The sequence below is a fragment of the Cellulosimicrobium cellulans genome, from assembly GCF_007679345.1.
Lineage (GTDB): Bacteria > Actinomycetota > Actinomycetes > Actinomycetales > Cellulomonadaceae > Cellulomonas > Cellulomonas cellulans_A.
The window spans coordinates 1-19,408 of sequence record NZ_VEGH01000026.1 but is presented as its reverse complement, the minus strand read 5'-3'; the positions used below and the strand labels follow the sequence as shown (position 1 = coordinate 19,408).

The 19,408-nt window shown below is 77.8% G+C and carries 18 protein-coding genes; 7 read left to right on the top strand and 11 right to left on the bottom strand.

The features are described from left to right. Positions 1 to 490: 490 nt before the first annotated feature. Positions 491 to 1,555, top strand: coding sequence for a serine hydrolase domain-containing protein (locus tag FS882_RS20535; protein ID WP_158376095.1), 1,065 nt, complete (start codon positions 491 to 493; stop codon positions 1,553 to 1,555). A 16-nt stretch (positions 1,556 to 1,571) separates the two neighbouring features. Here the strand turns inward: FS882_RS20535 and FS882_RS20530 are convergent, their stop codons facing one another. Beyond that, a complete protein-coding gene (locus FS882_RS20530; RefSeq protein WP_262348447.1) occupies positions 1,572 to 2,399 on the bottom strand; it encodes a long-chain fatty acid--CoA ligase in 828 nt (275 codons plus the stop codon). 328 nt (positions 2,400 to 2,727) lie between these two features. On the opposite strand from FS882_RS20530, the gene FS882_RS21240 reads away from it, so the two are divergent. Continuing rightward, positions 2,728 to 2,871: an Rv0909 family putative TA system antitoxin gene (locus FS882_RS21240; RefSeq protein WP_187365411.1), complete on the top strand. Its 144-nt coding sequence runs from the start codon at positions 2,728 to 2,730 to the stop codon at positions 2,869 to 2,871. Between the two features lie 473 nt (positions 2,872 to 3,344). On the opposite strand, the gene FS882_RS20525 is transcribed toward FS882_RS21240, so the two are convergent. Both FS882_RS20525 and FS882_RS20520 read right to left on the bottom strand, forming a co-directional pair. Beyond that, the gene (locus FS882_RS20525; protein WP_158376091.1) at positions 3,345 to 5,681 is read right to left on the bottom strand and encodes an LLM class flavin-dependent oxidoreductase; all 2,337 of its coding nucleotides are present in this window, start codon (positions 5,679 to 5,681) and stop codon (positions 3,345 to 3,347) included. Further along, positions 5,678 to 6,622 (bottom strand): LLM class flavin-dependent oxidoreductase, encoded by a 945-nt coding sequence (locus tag FS882_RS20520; protein WP_158376089.1) that lies wholly within the window; start codon positions 6,620 to 6,622, stop codon positions 5,678 to 5,680. The genes FS882_RS20525 and FS882_RS20520 overlap by 4 nt, the downstream gene beginning before the upstream one ends. Before the next feature lie 101 nt (positions 6,623 to 6,723). On the opposite strand from FS882_RS20520, the gene FS882_RS20515 reads away from it, so the two are divergent. Continuing rightward, the gene (locus FS882_RS20515; RefSeq protein ID WP_158376087.1) at positions 6,724 to 7,215 is read left to right on the top strand and encodes a MarR family winged helix-turn-helix transcriptional regulator; all 492 of its coding nucleotides are present in this window, start codon (positions 6,724 to 6,726) and stop codon (positions 7,213 to 7,215) included. Between the two features lie 74 nt (positions 7,216 to 7,289). Here FS882_RS20515 and FS882_RS20510 read toward each other — a convergent pair whose 3' ends face one another. Continuing rightward, positions 7,290 to 7,694, bottom strand: a complete 405-nt coding sequence (locus FS882_RS20510) for a MarR family winged helix-turn-helix transcriptional regulator (RefSeq protein ID WP_158376097.1) — start codon at positions 7,692 to 7,694, stop codon at positions 7,290 to 7,292. Positions 7,695 to 7,852: 158 nt separating this feature from the next. On the opposite strand from FS882_RS20510, the gene FS882_RS20505 reads away from it, so the two are divergent. After that, the gene (locus FS882_RS20505; RefSeq protein WP_158376085.1) at positions 7,853 to 8,059 is read left to right on the top strand and encodes a hypothetical protein; all 207 of its coding nucleotides are present in this window, start codon (positions 7,853 to 7,855) and stop codon (positions 8,057 to 8,059) included. 77 nt (positions 8,060 to 8,136) lie between these two features. On the opposite strand, the gene FS882_RS20500 is transcribed toward FS882_RS20505, so the two are convergent. After that, positions 8,137 to 8,889 carry a YcnI family protein gene (locus FS882_RS20500; protein WP_158376083.1) on the bottom strand — a complete coding sequence of 251 codons (753 nt, stop codon included), beginning with the start codon at positions 8,887 to 8,889 and terminating at the stop codon, positions 8,137 to 8,139. Between the two features lie 110 nt (positions 8,890 to 8,999). Beyond that, positions 9,000 to 9,707: a hypothetical protein gene (locus FS882_RS20495; RefSeq protein ID WP_158376081.1), complete on the bottom strand. Its 708-nt coding sequence runs from the start codon at positions 9,705 to 9,707 to the stop codon at positions 9,000 to 9,002. A gap of 237 nt (positions 9,708 to 9,944) precedes the next feature. On the opposite strand from FS882_RS20495, the gene FS882_RS20490 reads away from it, so the two are divergent. Both FS882_RS20490 and FS882_RS20485 read left to right on the top strand, forming a co-directional pair. Then, positions 9,945 to 12,122, top strand: a complete 2,178-nt coding sequence (locus FS882_RS20490) for a SpoIIE family protein phosphatase (protein WP_158376079.1) — start codon at positions 9,945 to 9,947, stop codon at positions 12,120 to 12,122. 26 nt (positions 12,123 to 12,148) lie between these two features. Further along, a complete protein-coding gene (locus FS882_RS20485; protein ID WP_158376077.1) occupies positions 12,149 to 12,652 on the top strand; it encodes a metallophosphoesterase family protein in 504 nt (167 codons plus the stop codon). A gap of 36 nt (positions 12,653 to 12,688) precedes the next feature. On the opposite strand, the gene FS882_RS20480 is transcribed toward FS882_RS20485, so the two are convergent. The 5 genes from FS882_RS20480 to FS882_RS20460 all read right to left on the bottom strand — a co-directional run bounded on the left by FS882_RS20480 (position 12,689) and on the right by FS882_RS20460 (position 17,845). Then, the gene (locus FS882_RS20480) at positions 12,689 to 13,864 is read right to left on the bottom strand and encodes a PP2C family protein-serine/threonine phosphatase (protein WP_158376075.1); all 1,176 of its coding nucleotides are present in this window, start codon (positions 13,862 to 13,864) and stop codon (positions 12,689 to 12,691) included. 62 nt (positions 13,865 to 13,926) lie between these two features. Then, positions 13,927 to 14,352: an ATP-binding protein gene (locus FS882_RS20475; RefSeq protein WP_158376073.1), complete on the bottom strand. Its 426-nt coding sequence runs from the start codon at positions 14,350 to 14,352 to the stop codon at positions 13,927 to 13,929. Continuing rightward, positions 14,339 to 14,674 carry an STAS domain-containing protein gene (locus FS882_RS20470; protein WP_158376071.1) on the bottom strand — a complete coding sequence of 112 codons (336 nt, stop codon included), beginning with the start codon at positions 14,672 to 14,674 and terminating at the stop codon, positions 14,339 to 14,341. Before FS882_RS20470 ends, FS882_RS20475 begins: the two co-directional genes overlap by 14 nt. A 19-nt stretch (positions 14,675 to 14,693) precedes the next feature. Continuing rightward, positions 14,694 to 16,664 (bottom strand): glycosyltransferase family 2 protein, encoded by a 1,971-nt coding sequence (locus tag FS882_RS20465; RefSeq protein WP_158376069.1) that lies wholly within the window; start codon positions 16,662 to 16,664, stop codon positions 14,694 to 14,696. Further along, positions 16,661 to 17,845, bottom strand: coding sequence for a PP2C family protein-serine/threonine phosphatase (locus tag FS882_RS20460; RefSeq protein WP_158376067.1), 1,185 nt, complete (start codon positions 17,843 to 17,845; stop codon positions 16,661 to 16,663). The genes FS882_RS20465 and FS882_RS20460 overlap by 4 nt, the downstream gene beginning before the upstream one ends. A 117-nt stretch (positions 17,846 to 17,962) precedes the next feature. On the opposite strand from FS882_RS20460, the gene FS882_RS20455 reads away from it, so the two are divergent. Further along, positions 17,963 to 19,408, top strand: a 1,446-nt coding sequence (locus tag FS882_RS20455; RefSeq protein ID WP_158376065.1) for a GGDEF domain-containing protein, incomplete at its 3' end; no start/stop codon positions are given.

The following is a 19,408-nucleotide window of genomic DNA, read 5'->3' as shown; positions in this document are numbered from 1 at the left end:
CCCACCGGGCACCGCTACCTCACCCGACCCGGCACCGGCCGCAACCACGACGCGACGGCCGACCCCTACGACGCACCCCCACCCTTCTGAGCGGGAGGCTCGAGGGATAGTCGGGGCCCGACCGCTGCGCCCACCGGCAGTCACGCCCCCACCCGACCCGTCGTCCCCGTGCGCACCCGCCGCCGCGCCCGCACCGTCCCACGCCTGCGGAAGCTCCGGCTCCGTGCCTGCGGACGCTCGGGCTCCGTGCCTGCGGACGCTGCGGCGCCGCGCCTGCGGACGCTCCGGCTCCGTGCCTGCGGACGGTCCGACCGTCCATCGCGCCGGATCGGGCGGCGGCCCGGGCGGACTGCACCCTGCGCGTGCCCGGCCCGCTCACGACCACCGCCGCCAGCGGCCCGCGTCGCTGTCAGCGGTGGCCGCTAGCGTCCGGGACACAGCCGCGTCCAGGGCGAGGACCGCGGGTCGTCCTCGACCGTACGGAGCCCTGATGGACCTCTGCCCGCCCACCCCGACCGCTCCCGCCGCCCTCGTCACGGTCGTCCTGGCGGGTGACGCCCCGCCGGCAGTCGGTGTCCGGGGGTCCGCCGACACCGCCGACGACGTGCCAGCCACCAGCGCCACCCCGTTCCACCTGTGCTCCGCCGCCAAGACCCTCACCGCCGTCGGCGTCCTGCGGCTCGCCCGGCGCGGCGTCCTGGACCTCGACGCCGACGTGCGCGACCTCGTCCCGCTCGACGTCGCCGGCCCGACCGGCCCCACCCTGAGACAGCTGCTCGGGCACCGTGGCGGCGTCGTGGACCCGGCCGGCGCCTTCGAGCCCTCCGCGGGCCCGGCCGCCGCGACGAGCGACGTCCTCGCCGGGTCGACCGCGGCGCACCCGGGGCCGGTGCGGGTCACCACCGAGCCCGGCGCGGCCTTCGCCTACTCGGACGCGGGCTACTGCGTCGTCGAGCGCGCCGTCGAGGTCGCGACCGGCCGCTCCTTCGCCGACGCGCTGCACGACGAGGTCGTCGCCCCGCTCGGGCTCACCGCCACCGGCTTCTGGTCCGGCGAGCGGGCCGACGCCGTCACCGGGTCGCTGGCCGCCGTCACCGGGTCGCGGGCCGACGTCGTCGCCCGCCTCGCGGGGTCTGCCGCGGCGGGCCACGACGCGGAGGGGACGCGGGTGGCGGGCCGTCGCGTGCACTACGCGGGCCTGGCTGCCTCGGGCCTGTGGTCCTCGCCCGACGACCTCGCCGTCCTGCTCGCCGACCTCGGCCGGGCCCTCGACGGCCGCGGAGGTGTCCTGCTCGGCCCCGACGAGGGTGCGGCACTGGTCAGCGACCCCGACGGCCTCGGTGTCGGGCTCGGGGTGTTCCCGTTCGGCCCGACGGGCCGCCCGTGCGTCATGACGCAGGGCTGGGGCGTCGGCTTCCAGTGCCAGGTCCGCTGGTACCCGGCGGCGCGCGGCGCCGTGGCGGTCGTCATCAACGCCGACCCGGGCGTCGGGCAGGACGCGTCCGTCGTGGGGGCGACCGTCGGCTCGGTGGTGGACGTTCGCGGCTGGCGATGACCGTCGGCTCCGGGCGCTACACCAGGGCGGGTCGCCGCTCCGGTGCGGGCCCGTGCGTCTGCTCGAGCGGCTGCACCCAGCCGGCCGCCGCGGTCAGCAGCTCCCTCGCCAGCGGGGTCGACGCCGCGCGAGCGCCTCGGGGAGTCGCCGCCACCGCGCGGAGCCGCGGAACCGAGGCCGCAGCCAGCGCCGCCAGGTCGGCCCGTGTCCAGTGGACACCGAGCGGGCCCTCGTCCGGTCGGTCCGACGGCACGAAGAGCAGCGCCGCGTCGCCGTCCGGGTCCGGGAGCGGCGGCAGCGCCACGAGGAGGTGCCGCGTCACGAGGTCGGCCAGCGGGAGTCCCCCGCCCGCGAACCTGTCCGCCAGCCGCGGACGGTCGGCCGCCAGCCACAGCGCGGGTCCCCGCAGGCGCCGCACGAGTCGCAGACCGCGCCGGTCCCCGACCACCACGTCGGGGCGAGCCGCGGTGTGCGCCGCCGCGACCTCCGGGTCGGGCAGCGCGGGGCTGGCGGCGACCACGACCGCGCCGAGGCGCAGGCAGGCGGTGACGGTGGCCGACCGCGCCGGGCCGGGTGCGAGCAGGAGGGACACCCGGTGCCCCGCACGCACGCCCGCGGCGTGCAGGGCGGAGGCGAGCCGGACGGAGCGCGCGGCGCGCACGGCGGGCTCGGTGGCCGCCGTGCCCACCGACGCCGTGCCCACCGACGCCGTGCCCACCGACGCGACGCCCACCGACGCAGCGCCGACGGACGCGGTGCCCACCGACGCCGGGCTCACTGACGCGACGCCCACCGACGCCACGGAGGCGGGTGCCGCGGGGGTGGCGGTGTCGAAGCCGGTCACGGTTCCTCCTCGGGCGCCCCGCCGGCGGGTCCGGCGACGTGCTCCCACGGTCCACCACCGTCGACCCTCGCGTCGTCATCCCCGGGGAGGGATCGCGGGTACGCCGACCGGCGTACGCCGAGGACGCCCGGGGTCTCCGCAGAGCCGCACCGGTCCCCGTCCCCGCAGAGCCGCACCCCTGCCCGGCGTCCCGCAGAACCGCACCCGCGGTGTCCCGCAGAGCCGCGCCGGTCCCCGGTCGCGCCCGTGGCCGCGCGCGCCGAGACTGACGGAGGCGGGCCGCCCGGCGACCCGCTGCGCAGAACCCGAGAGACGAGAGGACCGCACCATGGGCCTGGACGACGTCACGGAGAAGGCCAGCGACGCCGGCATCGAGAAGGCCGGGGACACCGCCGCGAAGAAGACCGGCGGCGGGAACGCCGACAAGATCGACGACCTCGAGAAGAAGGCCGACGACAAGATCGGCGACTAGCCGGGCCCGGCGGCACGGCCGCACGCCCGGGCACGACGACGCCCGCGCCTCCCCCCGGGGGCGCGGGCGTCGTCCTGCGTGGCGCGAGCCACGGCCTCGCGGGCGGTGCCGGGCCCTCCTCCCGGCGACCGCCCGCGGCGGGTCAGCGGCGCACGCGGCGCGCGTCCCGGGCGCGGTTCACCAGGTCACCCAGACCGACGACGGTGATCACGGCCACCAGGCCGGCCACGACGATCCACACCTGCGGCGACATGACGTTGCTCCTCGTTCGGCCCCTCGACGTGCTGACGGGTTCCATCCTGGCAAGGCCGAGCGCCGCGCGGATCGGCCCTGCGCCGTATCTTCGGGTCCCACGTGGGGCGTACCGGGTCCCCCTGGGGGTGCACGGCCTCCTCCTCGCGACGGAGGCGCGACCCCGAGACCCCTCGGGGTGGCACGGCCGCGGACCCCGACCCGGTCCGCCGCGGGACGGCTCAGAGCACGACGGCGGGTGGTTCGGCGACGGAGTAGTTGTGGCGGAACACGTCCTCGGGGTCGTACCGCCGCTTGAGCTCGCGCACCCGCTCCAGGGTCGGGCCGGGGTAGACGTCGGCGAGGCGCTCGGGTCGCGGGTCGGTCTCGAAGGACAGGTAGGTGCCGTGGAAGTGGTGCGCCATGGCGTCCCAGATCGCGTCGATCCGCCGCCGGCTGCTGCCCATCGCGACGATGCTGAAGTTCGCCGACCGGTGCGCGTAGGCGGTGGCGTCGGCCGGGACGTCGTGCACGGCTCCCCCGGCGGCACGGATCTGGAAGAACGGCGTGGCCCCGCTCCGGACGAGGCGGGCGGCGTCCGCCGCGAGCGCCGGGGTGAGGTGCTGGGCCATGCCGGACCGGGTGACGGGCTCGCCCTCGGAGGTGTGCCGCTGCGGCACGGAGACGACGGCGGGGTACGGGACGACCTGCACCTGCTGCTGGAGCAGGGGCGCGAGCCGGGCGAACGGGTTCAGCCGCTCGATGATGGTCTCGGGGTCGTCGGAGTCGACCATGGCCATGACCTGCGCGGCGACCATCCCGTTGCGGGGCGGCCCCATGATGAGGAAGGCCGTGGTGTCCCGCGGCGCCGCCTCCACGGTGGCGCCGTAGTCGACCAGGAACTGCTCGGTGTCCGAGGCGTCGAAGACGAGCTGGGCGAAGCCGACGTCGCCGACCTCGTCGACCTCGAACTCGAAGGACGTGACGATGCCGAGGTTCGCCCCGGCGCCGCGGACGCCCCAGAACAGGTCGGCGTTCTCGTCGTCGCTCGCCCGGACGACGGTGCCGTCGGCGAGGACCACCTCGGCGGCGCGCAGGTGGTCGAGGGTGAGGCCGTGCTCGCGCACGAGGAAGCCGATGCCGCCGGCGGTGGCGAGGCCCCCGACGCCGACGCCGCCGTAGTCGCCGGAGGTGAGGGCCCAGCCGTACGGGTGCAGGGCGGCGGCGACCTCGCCCCAGCGGGCGCCCGGCTGGACGCGGACGCGCCGGGTGCGGACGTCGAGCACCTCGATCGCGGCCATCCGGGACAGGTCGAGGACGATGCCGCCGTCGTTGGTGGACCGGCCGCTGATGCCGTGCCCGCCGCTGCGGACGGCCAGGGGGACGTCCTGCGCCCGGGCGTAGGCGAGCGCCTGGACGACCTCGGCGGTGTCGCCGGGCCGCAGCACGAGCCCCGGTCGGCCGCCGCGCATGTACGTCGACCGGACCGCGGCGTACCCCGCGTCGCCGGGCTCGACGGCAGTGCCGACGAGGGCGGGCGGGATCCCGTCGTAGTCGATGCCGGGGGCGCGCGCGGCGCGGACGGCGGCGCTCCGGACGGTCCCGACCCGGGTGCCGCGGTCGGCGCGCACGGCCGCGACGCGGTCGCGCAGGGCCGCGGCGACCCCGGCGAACGACGCCAGCGCCGTCTCGTCGCCGACGCCGAGGACGAGCGTGCCGACGCCCGCGTCGAGCACGAGCGCGGCCAGGTGGTCCACGACCGCGACGCCCGGCGCCGCGGTCCCGTCGGCGGCGCGTGACCCGAGCCCGGACTCCGCGTCGAGCAGGAGGCCGCGGCGCATCTCGCGCGGGTCCCGGCCCACGGCGGTGAGGGCCGCGTCGAGCGCGGCCTGCTCGCGGAGCACGGCGTCCTGGCGCTGCCCGTCGCCCTCCGGGTCGTCGGCACCGGCCGGCGTGGCGAGCCACCAGCCGTCGGCGACCCGCGCGGCGAGCGTGCGCGCACCGGCGTCCGCCCCCTCGTGCGCCGAAGCCGCGGGCGCCGAAGCCGCGGGCGCCGGTCCCGACGTCCCGCCGAGCCACAGCGCGAGGGCGTGCGCGGGCGCCGGCCCGCGCTGCGCGCCCGGGACCCGGTGATGCCGGCCCTCGTGGACGAGCGGGCCGGGCTCGGCGGCGGCCCACATGCCGCGCAGCACGTCGACGCCCTCGGCGAGCGCGTCGAGCGCCTCGTCGGGGTCGGCGCCGTCGGTCCCGGCGGCGAGCCCGGGCGTCACCCGCCCGCCCGCCAGGTGGTCCAGGCTCGCCACGGCCCGGGCGAGCACGGCCGGCGGGCGCCCGTCGAGCCGCAGGCCGCGCGTCGCGAGGCCGATGCGCTCGGTGGCGCCGGCGACCGCCCCGAGGACGGTCCAGGCGTCGAGCGTGCCGCCGCCGTCCGCGGCGTCCCCGGGGTCCGCCACCACCACGAGGTCCAGCCCCAGCTCCTCCGCCCGCCGCGCGAGCCGGACCGCGGCCCCCGGGTCGGCCGCGGACGGCGCGAGCTCGACGCCGAGCTGCAGGGGGTGCCCGAGGTCCGCGCCGCTCACGCCTGCTCCCCCGCCACGAGGGCCGCGGGGGCGAGCCCGGCGGACCCGCCCCGCTCGGCGGCGACGAGCTCGCGCACGGCCGGGGCGATCTCCTGCCCGAGGACGGTGAGCAGCGTCGGGTCGTCGCCGGTGGCGATGAAGGCGCTCATGCCGTGCTCCAGGGCGAGGACGGCGAGCTGCTCCACCCACTGCTCGGGGGGTCCGGCGAGCAGGTTCGGGCTGCGGCGGGCGGACAGCTGCCCGCCGACGTTCAGCAGCCGGCGCACGGCGCGCGGGTCGCGCCCGGCCCCGTGGGCGGCGTCGTCGATGCGCGCGTTGGCGTCGTCGAGGTCCTGCAGGCTGCTCAGGTAGCCGAGCGACGGCAGCCAGCCGTCGGCGTGCTCGCCGGTGAGCCGGAGCATGCGCGGCTTGTAGGCGCCGACCCAGATGCCGACGGGGTGGGCGGGTGCGGGGCCGCGCTTGGCGCCGGCGAGGGGCCAGTAGTCGCCGGGGAGGTCGACGCGGGCGCGCTCGCTCGTGTCCCACAGGGCCCGGATGACCGCGATGGCCTCGCGGAGGGCGTCGACGCCCTGGCCGGGGGTGAGCCGCCGGCCGCCCATCGCCTCGATGGCGTCCCAGAAGGCGCCGGACCCGAGCCCGAGCTCCACCCGCCCGCCGGACAGCAGGTCGAGGCTGGCGACGGACCGGGCGAGGACGGCCGGTGGCCGCAGGGGGAGGTTGGCGACGTTCGGCGCGAGGGTGATCCGCTCGGTGCGCGCGGCCACGTAGGACAGCAGGGTCCAGGTCTCCAGGAAGGACGGCTGGTACGGGTGGTCCTGGAAGGTGGCGAGGTCGAGCCCCACCTCCTCCGAGAGCCGAGCGAGCCCGACGACGCGCTCGGGCGCCGCGTTGCCCGGGGTGATGAACGACCCGAAGAGCAGGTCGTGGCCGTAGTCCGTCATGTCCGCCTCGTCTCGATCCGCCGACGGATCCGTCGGCTCGTCCGATCGTATGCTCCACAGATGATTGGATCAACCACGGGAGTCGGCGTACGATTCCGCGCATGACCGTGGCCGACGACCCCACGCACCCCGTCTCCGACCTCGGGTGGTCGCTCGGGGTGCTGCTCCGCGCGTACGAGCGCGCGATGGCCACGGCCGTCGAGGCGGTGCCGCACGGGTTCCGCGGCTTCCTGGTGCTCCGCGAGGTCGTGCGCGGCGCGCACGCGAGCCAGGCCGCGCTCGCGGCCAGCCTCGGCATCGACCGCACGGTGATGACCTACCTGATCGACGACCTGGAGCGCGCCGGCCTGGTGGAGCGCCGGGTCGCCGAGGTCGACCGCCGGCAGCGCCGGGTGCACCCGACCGCCGCGGCGGGGACGCTCCTCGCCGAGCTGGAGCACCGGGTGGCGGCCGCGGAGGACGAGGTGTTCGGTGCGCTCGCGCCGGCGGACCGTGGCACGGTCGGCCTGCTGCTGCGCCGCGCGGCGTGCGAGTACCGCGAGGCGGAGACCGGCGACCCGTGCACGACGGTGGAGCACGCGCTCGGCCGCTGACCCCGGCTGGCCCGCCGGCGGCGGCCCGGCCCGCGCCACCCGGCCCGCGCCACCCGGCCCGCGCCACCCGGCGCTCAGGCGCCGCGCGCCTCCGCGTCCTCGCACGCCGCGAGCAGCAGCTGGGCCGCCTCCCGCACCTGCTCCACCTGGCCGAGGTCGAGGCGCAGGCCCTCGACCATCGCGGCCGGGATGCCGACGGCGCGGTCCCGCAGCGCCCGGCCGGCGCGAGTGAGCCGGATCGCCAGGGCGCGCTCGTCGGCACCGCTGCGCGCTCGTTCGACCAGCCCGAGGGACTCCAGGCGGCGGACCAGCGGCGACGCGGTGGCAGGCTCGAGGTGCAGCAGCCCGGCGAGGGCCTTGAGGCTGAGGTCCCCGTGCTGCCACAGGGCGAGCATCGCGAGGTACTGCGGGTGGGTGAGCCCCAGCGGCTCGAGCAGCGGCCGGTAGAACGCCACGAGCGCGCGGGCCGCCGCGGACATCGCGAGGCAGACCTGGGCCTCGACGGCGAGCGGGTCGACCGCGGGCGCGGTGGTGCTCGCGGCGGCGGCCGGGTCGACGGGGTGCACGCGACGATGCTAGCCCGGATGGTTCGTGCGCATATGATGAGCGCACTCAGCATCGACGGACGGGGCGGGCCATGGGCAAGATCGGCAGGGCGAACGACCGGCGCGAGGCCGCGCTGCTCAGCGTGTTCGGGCCGGCGCAGGTCGGGGACCCCCTGGCCCCCGACCGCGAGGTGGCCGAGGCCGACCGCGAGCGCGATCAGGCCCTGCGCACGGAGTTCGTCCGGGTCGTCGGCGCCGACGGACGCTCGTACCTGGTGGAGCGCCCGGTCGAGGGCTGACCCCACCCGGGCCCGCGCACCGACGACGCCCCCGCGACCGGACCCGGTCGCGGGGGCGTCGCGCGTGCGGACGCCGGTCAGCGCGCCGCGGACCGCCGCCAGGCGAGCAGGGCGACGACGAGCGCGCCCACCCCGGCCGCGAGGCCGAGGCCCCCGAGCACGACGGGCAGCGTCCCGGAGTCGTCCGCGGTCCCGGCGGCGGGGTCGGCCGCGGAGGCGTCGTCCGAGGCGGTGATCCCGTCGTCCACGCCCTGGTCGTCGGCGGTCGCCGCGCCGGGGTCGCCCGCCGCCTCGGTCGTGGTGAACACGGGCGCCGGGTGCTCGGGCTCGGCGTCGCTCTCGGCGACCTGGTCCCAGTCGACGACCTCGCCGTCGGCGTACTCCTGGTGCGCCGGCAGGACGAGGTCGGTGCCGGCCGCGGGCAGCGGGCCGACGGAGATCGCGAACTGCTGGAACTCGCTCTCGCCGATGCCGTCGCCGTCCGCCGTCCAGGTGACGCTGAGCGGGGCCTGGGTGATCGTGGCGCCGTCGACCTCGACCGGCTCGGGCAGGTCGCCGCGCTCGACCGTGGCGGTCCACCCGGGGACCGGCTGGGTCGAGACCGACGTGAGCGGGGTGTCCGTGGGCAGGTCGACGGTCACCCGGGTGGTCGCCGAGGTGGGCGACTCGTTGGGGACGCGGAACGTCAGGACGGTCCAGCCGCCGGCGGCGGTGGCCTCCGGGACGACCCGGACGTGCGCCGACGCCGCGGCGGCGGAGCCGAGCACGAGGGCGGCGGCGAGGGCCGAGCCGGCGGCGGCGCGCGCGAGGGCGCGGGGGGATGCGGACATGGTGGTTCTCCTGGGGTGCGGCACGAGGGCGCGCCTCCGGTCCGCCGCAGGGGCGTCCGGGCGCGCGAGGACGGCGTGGCCCGCGCCCCGCCGCGATCGGCGGCGGACGGTCAGGCCACGCGGAGGCGGGGTTCCCCAGGCGGACCGCGCCGGGCCGCACCGCCACGCAGGGCCGGCAGCGGGCGGGGTGCCGGGAGGCCGGGTGCGACAGGCCGCGGCCGCGCGGGAACCGGGCCCGGCAGGCCGCCGGTCAGCGCGGGCAGCAGCGCCGCCCAGCGGCCGGCGAGGGCGACCAGGCCGCGGTCGGTGGCGACGAGCAGCAGCACGGTGGCCGCCATCGCGAGGGCGTGCGCGAGGAGCATGGCGCCGCCGGCTCCGTGCGGGTCGGCGACCGCCGCACCCGCCACGGGGTCGGCACCGCCGAGCGCGGGCGACGCCGCGGCCGCCGGGACGCCCGCGAGCGCCCCGGGAGGGCCCTCGAGCAGCTCGGGGTGCCCCGCGTGCCCGACGAGCCGGGCGTCCCCCGCGTGCACCCCGCCCGCCATCGCGGCGGCACCGGCCGGCGCGAGCCAGGTGAGCGCGACGTGCACGGCGAGCTGGCCGGCGACCGCGGCGGGCAGCAGCACGCGCACGGTCAGCGGCCGGCGCGCGAGCGCGGCGGACCCCGCGAGCACGAGCGCCCCGATCAGCGCCAGGGCGGCTCCGGACGGGGCGTGGCCGCCGCCGAGCACGTGGGCGCCGGACCCGAGCGCGAGCACGGTCGTCGCGACGCCGAGCAGGCGCCCCACGACGAGCGCACGCTGCACGGACGGGTCCACGGCGCCGACGCTACGGCATCGCCGGGACGAAGGTCCCGCCGGGAGCGGGTGACCGTCGCGGGCCCCGTCGCCACCCGGTCACCCGGTCGCCCGGTCGCCCGGCCGCGGGCCGTTCCTCGCCCCCGTCCGCGGGCCGCTCCTCCCCCCGTCCGCGGGCCGCTCCTCACCTGGCGCGGGCGCAGCCGGGCACCGCCCCGTAGCCTGCTGGTCGGGGACGGACGACGGCGGGGAGGACGCGTGACGACGGAGCCGCAGGTCAGCGGGGTTCCCACCACGCCCGGCACCCCCGTGCCCGGCGCCGCGGGGGCCGGCACCGCGGCGTCCGGCACCGCAGCGCCCGGCACCGCAACGCCCGGCACCGCAACGCCCGGGCCCCCGCCGCCCGCGCTCCCCCGCGCCCGCCGCCCGGACGCCCGCGACGCGCGCCTGGTCGTGCTGTTCGCCCTGCTCAACGCCGCCGCCTGCCTGCTCGGCCGCTCGACCCGCGTGCCCGAGGCCGACGTCAGCCTCGTCTGGCCGGCCGCCGGGGTCGCGGTCCTCTGGCTGGTCGCCCGCGCCCGCCGCCCGTGGCCGTGGCTGGACCCGGTGGTGCTCGCGCTGTCGACCGGGGCCGTCATCGCGGCGACCGGGTCGTCGCCGCTGTCGGCCGCGATCGGGGCGCTCGCCGCGACGGTCCAGGCGGTGGTGTGCGCCGTGGTGCTGGCGCGGCGCGCGCCCTACGTGTGGGCGGCGCGCGGGACCCGGCAGCTGCGCCGCGTCCCCGACCTGTGGTGGTTCGTGCTGGGCGCGGCCCTGAGCTCGGCGGTGTCGGCACCGCTGGTGGAGCTCGCGGTCGTCGTGGGCGGCGAGCCGTGGACGTGGCGGACGGCCCTGCTGTGGTGCGCGCGCAACACGGTCGCGATCGTCGGCATCGGCACGCTGGGCTTCACCCTGGGCGCCTGGCTGCACCACCGCCGCCGGCGGACGGCGGAGGAGCGGGTCGAGTGGTGGACGGAGGGCCACGGGGCCGACTACCTCGCGGCGCTGCTGCTCGCGCCGCTGCTCTACCTCGTGTGGTTCGTCCAGGTCGACTGGCTGGCGGTGGTGTTCCCGCTCATCGGGCTCACGGTGTGGGCGGGGTCGCGGCTGCCGACCCGCTCGGTCGTGCTGCACACCACGATCTGCGGCGTGGTCGCGATCCAGCTGACGCTGGCGGGCTCCGGACCGTTCGCCGAGCTGCCCGACCCGACGGCGCAGGTCGCGATCGCGCAGCTCTACGTCGGGCTGGTCGCCGTGATCGGCCTCGCGCTCGCGATCGCGCGGGAGGAGCGGGGCCGGCTGGTGGCCGACCTGCAGGCGGCGCGGGACCGCGCCCAGGAGCAGGCGACGCTGCTGGCGACCGTCGTGGACACGATGTCGGAGGGCGTGCGGGTCGTTGACGCGAGCGGCCGGGTGGTGGTCCGGAACCCGACGGCGGGGCTGCTGCTCACGGGCCGCGCCGACGCCGGCGCCGACGGCGCGTCGGACCTCGCGCACCTGTGGCGGATCGACGGCAGCCCGGTGCCGGAGGCGGAGCTGCCGTTCCGCAGGGCGCTCGCCGGCGAGCAGGTGCGCGACGCCGACCTGCTGGTGCGCGTGCCCGGGTCGACCGAGCCCCGGATCGTCACGTTCTCGGCCGCGCCGCTGCCGGCCGCCGCCGGCGGCGGCGCGGTGACGGTGCTGCGGGACGTGACGGCGGAGCGGACGGAGCTGCGGCGGGCCGCCCAGGTCCAGGCGAGCCTGCTCCCGTCGCGGGCGCTCGACGTGCCCGGCCTGGACCTCGCGGCGCGGTTCGTGCCGGCGGGCTCGGTGGGGGGCGACTTCTACGACTGGCAGGAGGTGCCGGACGGGCTGGTGCTGACGCTCGCCGACGTGATGGGGAAAGGCCCGGCGGCCGCGATCCTGGCGGCGACCACCCGCTCGGTGCTGCACGCGCAGCCGGTGCTGCTCGACGTGGCGGGGACCCTGGCGGCCACCGAGCGCGCGATGACGGCCGACCTGGCGAACGCGGGCGCGTTCGTCACGATGTTCCGGGCGCACGTCGACGCGGCGGACGGCGAGGTGTCCTACACCGACGCCGGCCACGGCCTGTCGCTGATCGTCGACGCGGACGGCACGGCGCGCCGGCTGTCCGCGACCGGCCTGCCGCTCGGGATCGCGCCCGGCCCGGCGCGGGTGAGCGCGCGGGCGCGGCTGGCCCCGGGCGAGCTGCTGGTGACGTTCTCCGACGGCGTGCTGGACGCGCTCGGCGGCTCGCTGGGCGACCTCGACCAGGTGGGCCGCGCGGTCCGCGGCACGCGCACCGCGGAGCAGGCGGCGGACGCCGTGCTGTCGCTCGTGGACCCCCGGCACCCCGAGGACGACCTCACGGTCGTCGCGCTGCGCCGGGCCGCCTGATCCCCGCCGACACCCCCGGAGCCCCCGTGGACCTGCTGCTCCTCGCCGACACCCACGTCCCGCGCCGCGCACGCGACCTGCCCCCGGCGGTCTGGGCGGCCGTCGAGGCCGCGGACGTGGTGCTGCACGCCGGCGACTGGGTGGACGTCGCGCTGCTGGACGCGCTCGAGGCCCGCGCCCGCCGGGTCGTCGGCTGCTGGGGCAACAACGACGGCCCCGACCTGCGGGCCCGGCTGCCGGAGGTCGCCCGCGCGGAGCTCGGCGGGGTGCGGTTCGCGGTGGTGCACGAGACCGGGCAGGCGGCCGGCCGGGAGGCGCGGTGCGCGGCGGCGTACCCGGACGCCGACGTGCTGGTGTTCGGCCACAGCCACATCCCGTGGGACACCGTCGCCCCCGGTGGCCTGCGGCTGCTGAACCCGGGGTCGCCGACGGACCGGCGCCGGCAGCCGACCGGGACCTACCTCACGGCCCGGGCGGAGGGCGGGGTGCTGTCGGACGTGCTGCTGCACCCGGTGCCGCCGCGCGCCTGAGGGCGACGCCGCGCGCCGCCCCGCACGCCCGGGGTGTCAGCCCTCCCGACGCACCGCCACCACGGTGATGTCGTCCGGCCGCTCCGCGGCGCCCCGTGCGAGCCGCAGCACCGCGTCCACCGCGTCCCCGGCCGACCCGGCCCCCCGCACGGCCTCGACCACCGGCGGCACGCCCGCCAGGGTGCCGTCGACCAGGTCGAGGACCCCGTCGGAGAAGGTCACCAGCAGGTCGCCGGGGCCCAGGTGCGTGCTCCGCTGCTCGCGCGCCTCCTCGTCGAGGACCCCGAGCGGCAGCCCGGTCGCGGGCAGCCGCTCGTCGGTGCCGTCGGCGCGCACGACCACCGTGAGCCCGTGCCCGGCGTCGGCGTAGCAGACGTCCCCGGTGGCGGCGTCGAGGGCGGCGTGGAACGCCGTGGCGAACACCCCGGCGCCGGACAGGTCGGAGTGCAGGATGGCCCCGGCGTACAGCAGGGACTGCGCGACGTCGGCCCCGTGGGCGGACCCGCGGAGGACGGCGCGGATCGACGCGGCCATGATGCCCGCGCCGGCGCCCTTGCCCATGACGTCGACGAGGCTGAGCACGACCCCGCCCCCGGTGGCGGTCCAGTCGTAGAAGTCGCCGCCGACGGCCCGGCTGGGCAGGCAGGCGCCGGCGACCTCGTACCCCGGGACGTCGGGGGCGCTGCGGGGCAGCAGCCCGGCCTGCACCTGGGCCGCGCGCTCCAGCTCGGAGTCGATCACGAGCTCCTTCTCGACCCACGCCGCCAGGTCGCGCAGCAGCGCCGCGCTGTCGGCACCGAACTCGCGCGGCTCCGGGTCGGCGATGCACAGGGTCCCGACCCGGTACCCGCCGGGCGCGACCAGCGGCTGACCCGCGTAGAACCGCAGGCCGCCCGGGCCGACGACGAAGGGCTTGTCCCGGAACCGCTCGTCCCGGGAGGCGTCGGGCACGACGAGCATGCGGTCGGACAGCACCGTGGTGCCGCAGAACGAGTCCTCACGGGGCACGACCGGCTCGTCGAACCCGGCCATCGCCTTGTGGACGACGACCTCGCGGTCGACGAGGGAGACGATCGCGGTGGAGACGCCGAACAGCTGCCGCGCGAGCCGGACGACGCGGTCGAACCGGTCCTCGGCGGGGGTGTCGAGCACGCCGAGCCGGTGCAGCGCCGCGACCCGCTCGGCTTCCAGGTGGGTGGTGTCGGTGGCCATCCCCACGACCGTACGTCACCGGACCCGGTCGACGCCGACCGGCACGGCCGGTCGCCGGGACGTCACCCGGACCGGTGCCGCGCCAGCCGCCACGTGTTCCGGTCGCCGTCGCGGTCGAGGCTGAGGCTGTCCACGGCGCGCAGCACGAGGGCGATGCCGCGCCCGCTCTCGGCGAAGTCGTCGACCGGCGCGGGGTCCAGGTCGACGCGCACCGGGGCGCCGTCGTCCGACAGCTCGGCCTCGAGCCGCTCCGGGCGGGCCCGCAGCAGGATGGTCGCGCGCACGGGCCCGTCGCCCACCGGGACGGTGTGCCGGACCACGTTCGTCGCGATCTCGATCACCGCGGTCTCGAACCGCAGCCGGTCCAGGTCGGGCACGTCCGGCGCGGCGGCCCACAGCCGCGCGAAGGCGTCGTGCACCTCCTCCAGCCAGCCGGGCTCCGCGGCCCCGTCGACGCGGAGCTCCGCGGCCCCGTCAGCGGCCGGCACCGACCGCGTCCTCGACGGTGGCGTACGGGCGGAGCACCCGGTCCATGGTGGTGAGCTCCAGGACGGTGCGGACCTGCTGGCCCACGCCGGCGATCCGGAGGTCGCCCCCCGCGGCACGCGCGGTGCGCAGCCCCCCGACGAGCGCGCCCAGGCCCGACGAGTCCAGGAACGCCGTGTCCGACAGGTCCACGACGACCAGCGTGCGCCCGTCGGCCACCTCCCGGTCGACGGCCGCCTTCAGCTCCCCCGCGGCGGCCATGGTGAGCCGCCCGTGCACGCGCAGCACCGCCGCGCCCTCGCTCCGGTCGGTGGTCAGCTCCATCGGGTCCTCCTCGTCGTCGTCATGCGATGCCCCGGCGCCGCGCGCTGGACGGCGGGCTCGCCTCGGGTCCGGTGAACCCGCGGTAGCGCAGCGCCTGCACCACGACGCTGAGCACCACCAGGTCGTACACCACCCACAGCAGGTTCACGGTCGTGCCGACCCACAGGGACAGCCCGAGCGAGGCCCGGACGATCCCGATGACCGCGGCCACCACCAGCAGCGCCATCGCGAGCAGCTGGGGCCAGACGAGCCGCCACTGGCTGGGCGAGCCGTCCGGCCGGACCTTGGGGGTCACGGCGAAGCCCAGCGGCCGACCGAACCACACGTTCGCCACGGCGGTCCACACGGCCTTGATCCACACCGGGAACAGCGCGAGCGCGTACTGCTGCCCGCGCCAGGTCTTCACGCCCCGCGCCGCCACCACGAACAGCAGCTGGCTGGCCAGGAAGAACGGGATGAACCGCGCGAAGAAGTCGACGGTCCAGGCCGTCACCGGCAGCACCCCGAAGCACAGGAAGATGATCGGCGCGGCCAGGTACACCAGCGCCGCGAAGCCCGACAGGTAGGACCACATGGTCGCGAAGTACATGAGCTTCTGCCCGACCGCCAGGCCCCGGACGCCCAGCGGGTTCTCCTTGAGCATCACCTGCATCGTGCCCTGCGCCCAGCGCAGCCGCTGGGTCATCATCGTGCCGAGGTCCTCGGGGGCGAGGCCGTGCGCCAGGCTCTCGTGGTGGTAGACCGTCTTCCAGCCGAGGGCGTGCAGCCGCATCGCGGTCGCCATGTCCTCGGTGACGGACAGCGTGGCGACCGGCATCACGGCCTGCGCCTCGGAGCCCCGGTCGACGTCGACCGCCCGCACCAGCGCCTGCACCGACTCGATCGCGCCGAGCGGCGACCACTCGCGGTCGGCGAGCCGGGCCAGCGCGGGCTCGTCGACCACGACCGCGCCGATCTCGTCGTCCCGGGCGATCGGCAGCGCCGCGATCGCGGCGAGGTCGTCCTGGATGCTCGCGACGTCCCGGGCCACGACCTGCGCGGAGATCCCGTCGACCTCCCGCTGGAAGCCGTACGTGACGTCGGACAGCGGCTCGCCCGCGTCGAGCGCCCCGAGCGCCCGCGCCGCGGCCTCCTGCACCTCGTGCAGCACGGCCGCCTGGACCGCGTCCGGGGCGTCCCGCTGCGCACGGTCGAGCAGGCGGCGCGACGCGTGCAGCGCCTCGCGCACCGACCGCTCGGTCTCCCGGACGTAGCCGACCAGGCCGAGCTGCATGAGCGCGTCCCGGCGGAGCACCGCGTTCGACCCGCAGAAGAACGCGGCGTTCCAGCCGTCCTTGCCCTGCTGGATCGGGCCGTAGAACAGCGGCGCCTGGCTCCCCAGCGGGTCGGCCGAGGTGACGTTGGTGAAGAACTGCGGCGTCTGCACGAGCGCGACCGCCGGGTCCGCGAAGTACCCCAGGGTGCGGTCCAGGATCTCCGGCTCGGGGATCTGGTCCGCGTCCAGGATCAGCAGGAACTCGCCGTCCGTCTGGAACAGCGCGTTGTTGAGGTTGCCGGCCTTGGCGTGCCGCGGCCGGTCGGTCCAGTCCTCGGAGCGCTCGATGTACCCGACGCCGGCGGCGCGCGCGGCGGCGGCCAGGTCGGGTCGCGAGCCGTCGTCGAGCACCCACGTCCGGTGCGGGTACGCGATGTCGCGCGCCGCCTCGGCGGTCCGCATCACCAGCTCGACCGGCTCGTTGTAGGTGGTGACGAACACGTCCACGGTGATCCCCGGCGCGGGCGGCGCCGGGTCCTCGCGCTGCTTCGCCTTCCACATCGTCATGCCGAACAGCGCGACGTCGATCAGCGAGTACGTCTCCGCGATCACCAGCGGGACGGCGATCCACCACGCCGACCAGTTCACCGAGTCGAGCCACCGCCAGGCGATGTAGTTCACGCCCAGCAGGAGCGTCAGCACCACGACGACCCGCAGCACGAGCTGCTGCCTCATCCGTTCTCCCTCCGCAGCACCACGACGGTCAGGTCGTCGGGGCGGTCCGTGGCGGTGCCCGCGCCCGCGAGCACGCGGGCCACGGCGTCCGCCGCCGACGTGGCGGCGCCGAGCGGCCCCGCCAGCACGTCCTCCGGGTCCAGCGCCCGGTCGCCGCGCTCGAGCACGCCGTCGCTCACGACGGCCAGGGCGTCACCGGGGGCGAGCGTCACCTCGCCCGCCGCGCGCGGCTCTCCCACGACCACACCCAGCGGCGGCCCCTGGGCGGACAGCCGCCGCAGGGCGCCGTCCGCCGTCCGCAGCACCGCGAGGCCGTGCCCGGCGTCGGAGTACCGGAGCACGCCGGTCGCCGGGTCGAGCGCGGCGTGGAACGCCGTCACGAACGCGCCGGCCCGGTCGAGGTCGGGCTCCAGCACCCGCTCCGCCAGCGCCAGCGCCTCGCCGACGTCCTCGTGCCGGCCGAGGCCGCGCAGCACGGACCGGACGGTCGCGGCGATGATCGCGGCCCCGAGGCCCCGGTCCATGACGTCCGCCAGGGTCAGCAGCAGCCGCCCCGGGGCCGCCTGCCAGTCGTAGAAGTCGCCGCCCACCCCGTGCGCGGGCAGGCACGCGCCGGCGAGGTCCCACCCGGGGACGTCCGGCGCGGCGGTGGGCAGCAGCCCGCGCTGCACCTCGGCGGCCCGCCCGAGCTCGGCGTCGGCGGACAGCTCCTTCTCCACCCAGGCCGCCAGGTCCGTCAGCAGGGCCTCGTCCTCGGTGGTGAACTCCCGCGGCCGGCGGTCCATCAGGCACAGCGTGCCCACGCGCTCGCCGCCCGCCGTGGCGAGCGGGCGGCCGGCGTAGAACCGGATGTGCGGGTCGCCGGTCACGAACGGCGCGGCGGTGAACCGCGGGTCGAGCGCGGCGTCGGGGACGACCATCGTCGTGGGCTGCTGGATCGCGGCCGCGCAGAACATGCCCTCGCGGGGCGTCTCGCGCGCCGCCGTGCCCTGCCGCGACTTGAGGAACAGCCGGTCGGCGTCGACCAGCGAGATGAACGCCATCTGGACGTCGAACAGCTGCTGGGCGAGCCGGGTGACGCGGTCGAACCGCTCCTCCGGGGGCGTGTCGAGCACCGCCAGGTCGCGCAGCGCGGCGACCCGTCGTGCCTCGTCCGCGTCCGCTCGTCCGCTCCCGCCCATGCCTCACCCCCCGGCGTGACCCTACCCACAGGTCCCCTGACCTGCAGGTCGGCGCGGCCCGCCAGGACCACCCTCCTGACGGGTCAAGCAGCGCCGTGCGATGCCGATCAGGAGACCGTGCTGCAGCGTGCCTCCCTCCCGCGGCTCGCGGTCGTCGTCGCCGTGCTGGTGACGCACGCCGTGCTGCCCCCGGGGACCTTCCGGGACGTGCTGTACGTGGCCGTCGGCGCCGTGTGCGCCGCGCGAGCCTTCCGGGCGGCCCGCCGGATCTCGGGACCGCAGCGGCGCGCCTGGCAGCTGCTCGCGCTGGGGCTCGTCGCCTGGGTGGTCGGCGACGCGGTGTGGACGTTCCTCGAGCGCGGTCTCGGCGTGGAGCCGTTCCCCTCGGTCGCGGACCTCGCGTACGTCGCCTCCTACCCGCTGCTCGCCGCCGGGCTGGTGCGGGCGTTCCCCGCGCCACGCGGGCGGCGGCCGACCTGGCTGCTCGACGCCCTGCTGGTCACGAGCGGCGCGCTCCTGCTGCTCTGGCTCCTGGTCCTCGAGCCGACCCTCGCCGGGTGGCCGGCCGATCCGCTCGGCACCGCGGTCGGCGCGGTGTACCCGGCCGGCGACGCGGTGCTGCTCGTGCTCCTCGCCCGGGCCGCCACCGCGGCCGGCACCCGACCCCCGGCCCTGCGGCTGTCGACCTGGGGCGTCCTGGCGATCCTGCTCGCCGACGAGCTGTTCCTGCTCGCCCCGGGCTGGCCGGCGCTCGACGCGCGCGTGCACCTGCTCGACACCCTCTGGCTGCTCGGCTACGTGCTGCTCGCCTCCGCCGCCCGGCACGCCTCCGCCGGCCGGGCCGCGGCCCCGCGCGCCGACGGCGACCTCGGCACCGGCTACCTGGTGCTGCTCGGCGTCTCGGTGTGCGTGCTGCCCGGGACGGCCGCGCTCGAGGCGGCCCGCGGCCTGCCCGTGCACCTGGCCGAGGTGTGCGTCGCCGCGATCGTGGTCATCGCGGCGTTCCTGCTGCGGTTCGGCGGGCTCCTGCGGGCGATGCGCCAGCAGCACACGCGCCTCGAGCACCTGGCCGTGACGGACCACGTCACCGGGCTGGCGAACGCCACCGGGCTGGCGCGCCGGCTCGAGATCGGCCCCTGCGACGCGCCGTCGGGCACCGTCCCCGCCGTGCTGCTGGTCGCCCTCGACGGCTACCGCGACGTGGCGCAGACGCTCGGGCACGCCGTGGCGGACGACCTGCTGCGGGCGGTGGCCACCGTGGTGGGCCGGGAGGCCGGGGACGCCGGGACGCCGGCGCGGCTCGCGCGCGACGTGTTCGCCGTGGGGCTGGACGTCGACGGCCCGGGCGCGGCCGAGAGCGCGGCGCGCCGGCTCGTCGAGCGCCTGACCCCGCCGCTCCCCGTGGGCGGGCTGGACCTGTCCGTGCGCCCGCTGGTGGGGGTGGCGGTGGCGGGCCCCCCGCCCCCCCCCCCCCCCCCCCCCCCGCGCCCCCGCCCCGCCGCCCCCCCCCCCCCCCCCGGACCCCGTGACCCTCCGCCACCAGGTCCTGACCCCCCACTCCTC

Excerpts from the sequence above, each read along its gene's own strand:
- FS882_RS20460 (WP_158376067.1), bottom strand. The coding sequence starts at position 17,845 with ATGGGCGGGAGCGGACGAGCGGACGCGGACGAGGCACGACGGGTCGCC.
- FS882_RS20520 (WP_158376089.1), bottom strand. The coding sequence starts at position 6,622 with ATGACGGACTACGGCCACGACCTGCTCTTCGGGTCGTTCATCACCCCG.
- FS882_RS20535 (WP_158376095.1), top strand. The coding sequence starts at position 491 with ATGGACCTCTGCCCGCCCACCCCGACCGCTCCCGCCGCCCTCGTCACG.
- FS882_RS20505 (WP_158376085.1), top strand. The coding sequence starts at position 7,853 with ATGGGCAAGATCGGCAGGGCGAACGACCGGCGCGAGGCCGCGCTGCTC.
- FS882_RS20510 (WP_158376097.1), bottom strand. The coding sequence starts at position 7,694 with ATGTCCGCGGCGGCCCGCGCGCTCGTGGCGTTCTACCGGCCGCTGCTC.
- FS882_RS20470 (WP_158376071.1), bottom strand. The coding sequence starts at position 14,674 with ATGGAGCTGACCACCGACCGGAGCGAGGGCGCGGCGGTGCTGCGCGTG.
- FS882_RS20480 (WP_158376075.1), bottom strand. The coding sequence starts at position 13,864 with ATGGCCACCGACACCACCCACCTGGAAGCCGAGCGGGTCGCGGCGCTG.
- FS882_RS20515 (WP_158376087.1), top strand. The coding sequence starts at position 6,724 with ATGACCGTGGCCGACGACCCCACGCACCCCGTCTCCGACCTCGGGTGG.
- FS882_RS20465 (WP_158376069.1), bottom strand. The coding sequence starts at position 16,664 with ATGAGGCAGCAGCTCGTGCTGCGGGTCGTCGTGGTGCTGACGCTCCTG.
- FS882_RS21240 (WP_187365411.1), top strand. The coding sequence starts at position 2,728 with ATGGGCCTGGACGACGTCACGGAGAAGGCCAGCGACGCCGGCATCGAG.
- FS882_RS20500 (WP_158376083.1), bottom strand. The coding sequence starts at position 8,889 with ATGTCCGCATCCCCCCGCGCCCTCGCGCGCGCCGCCGCCGGCTCGGCC.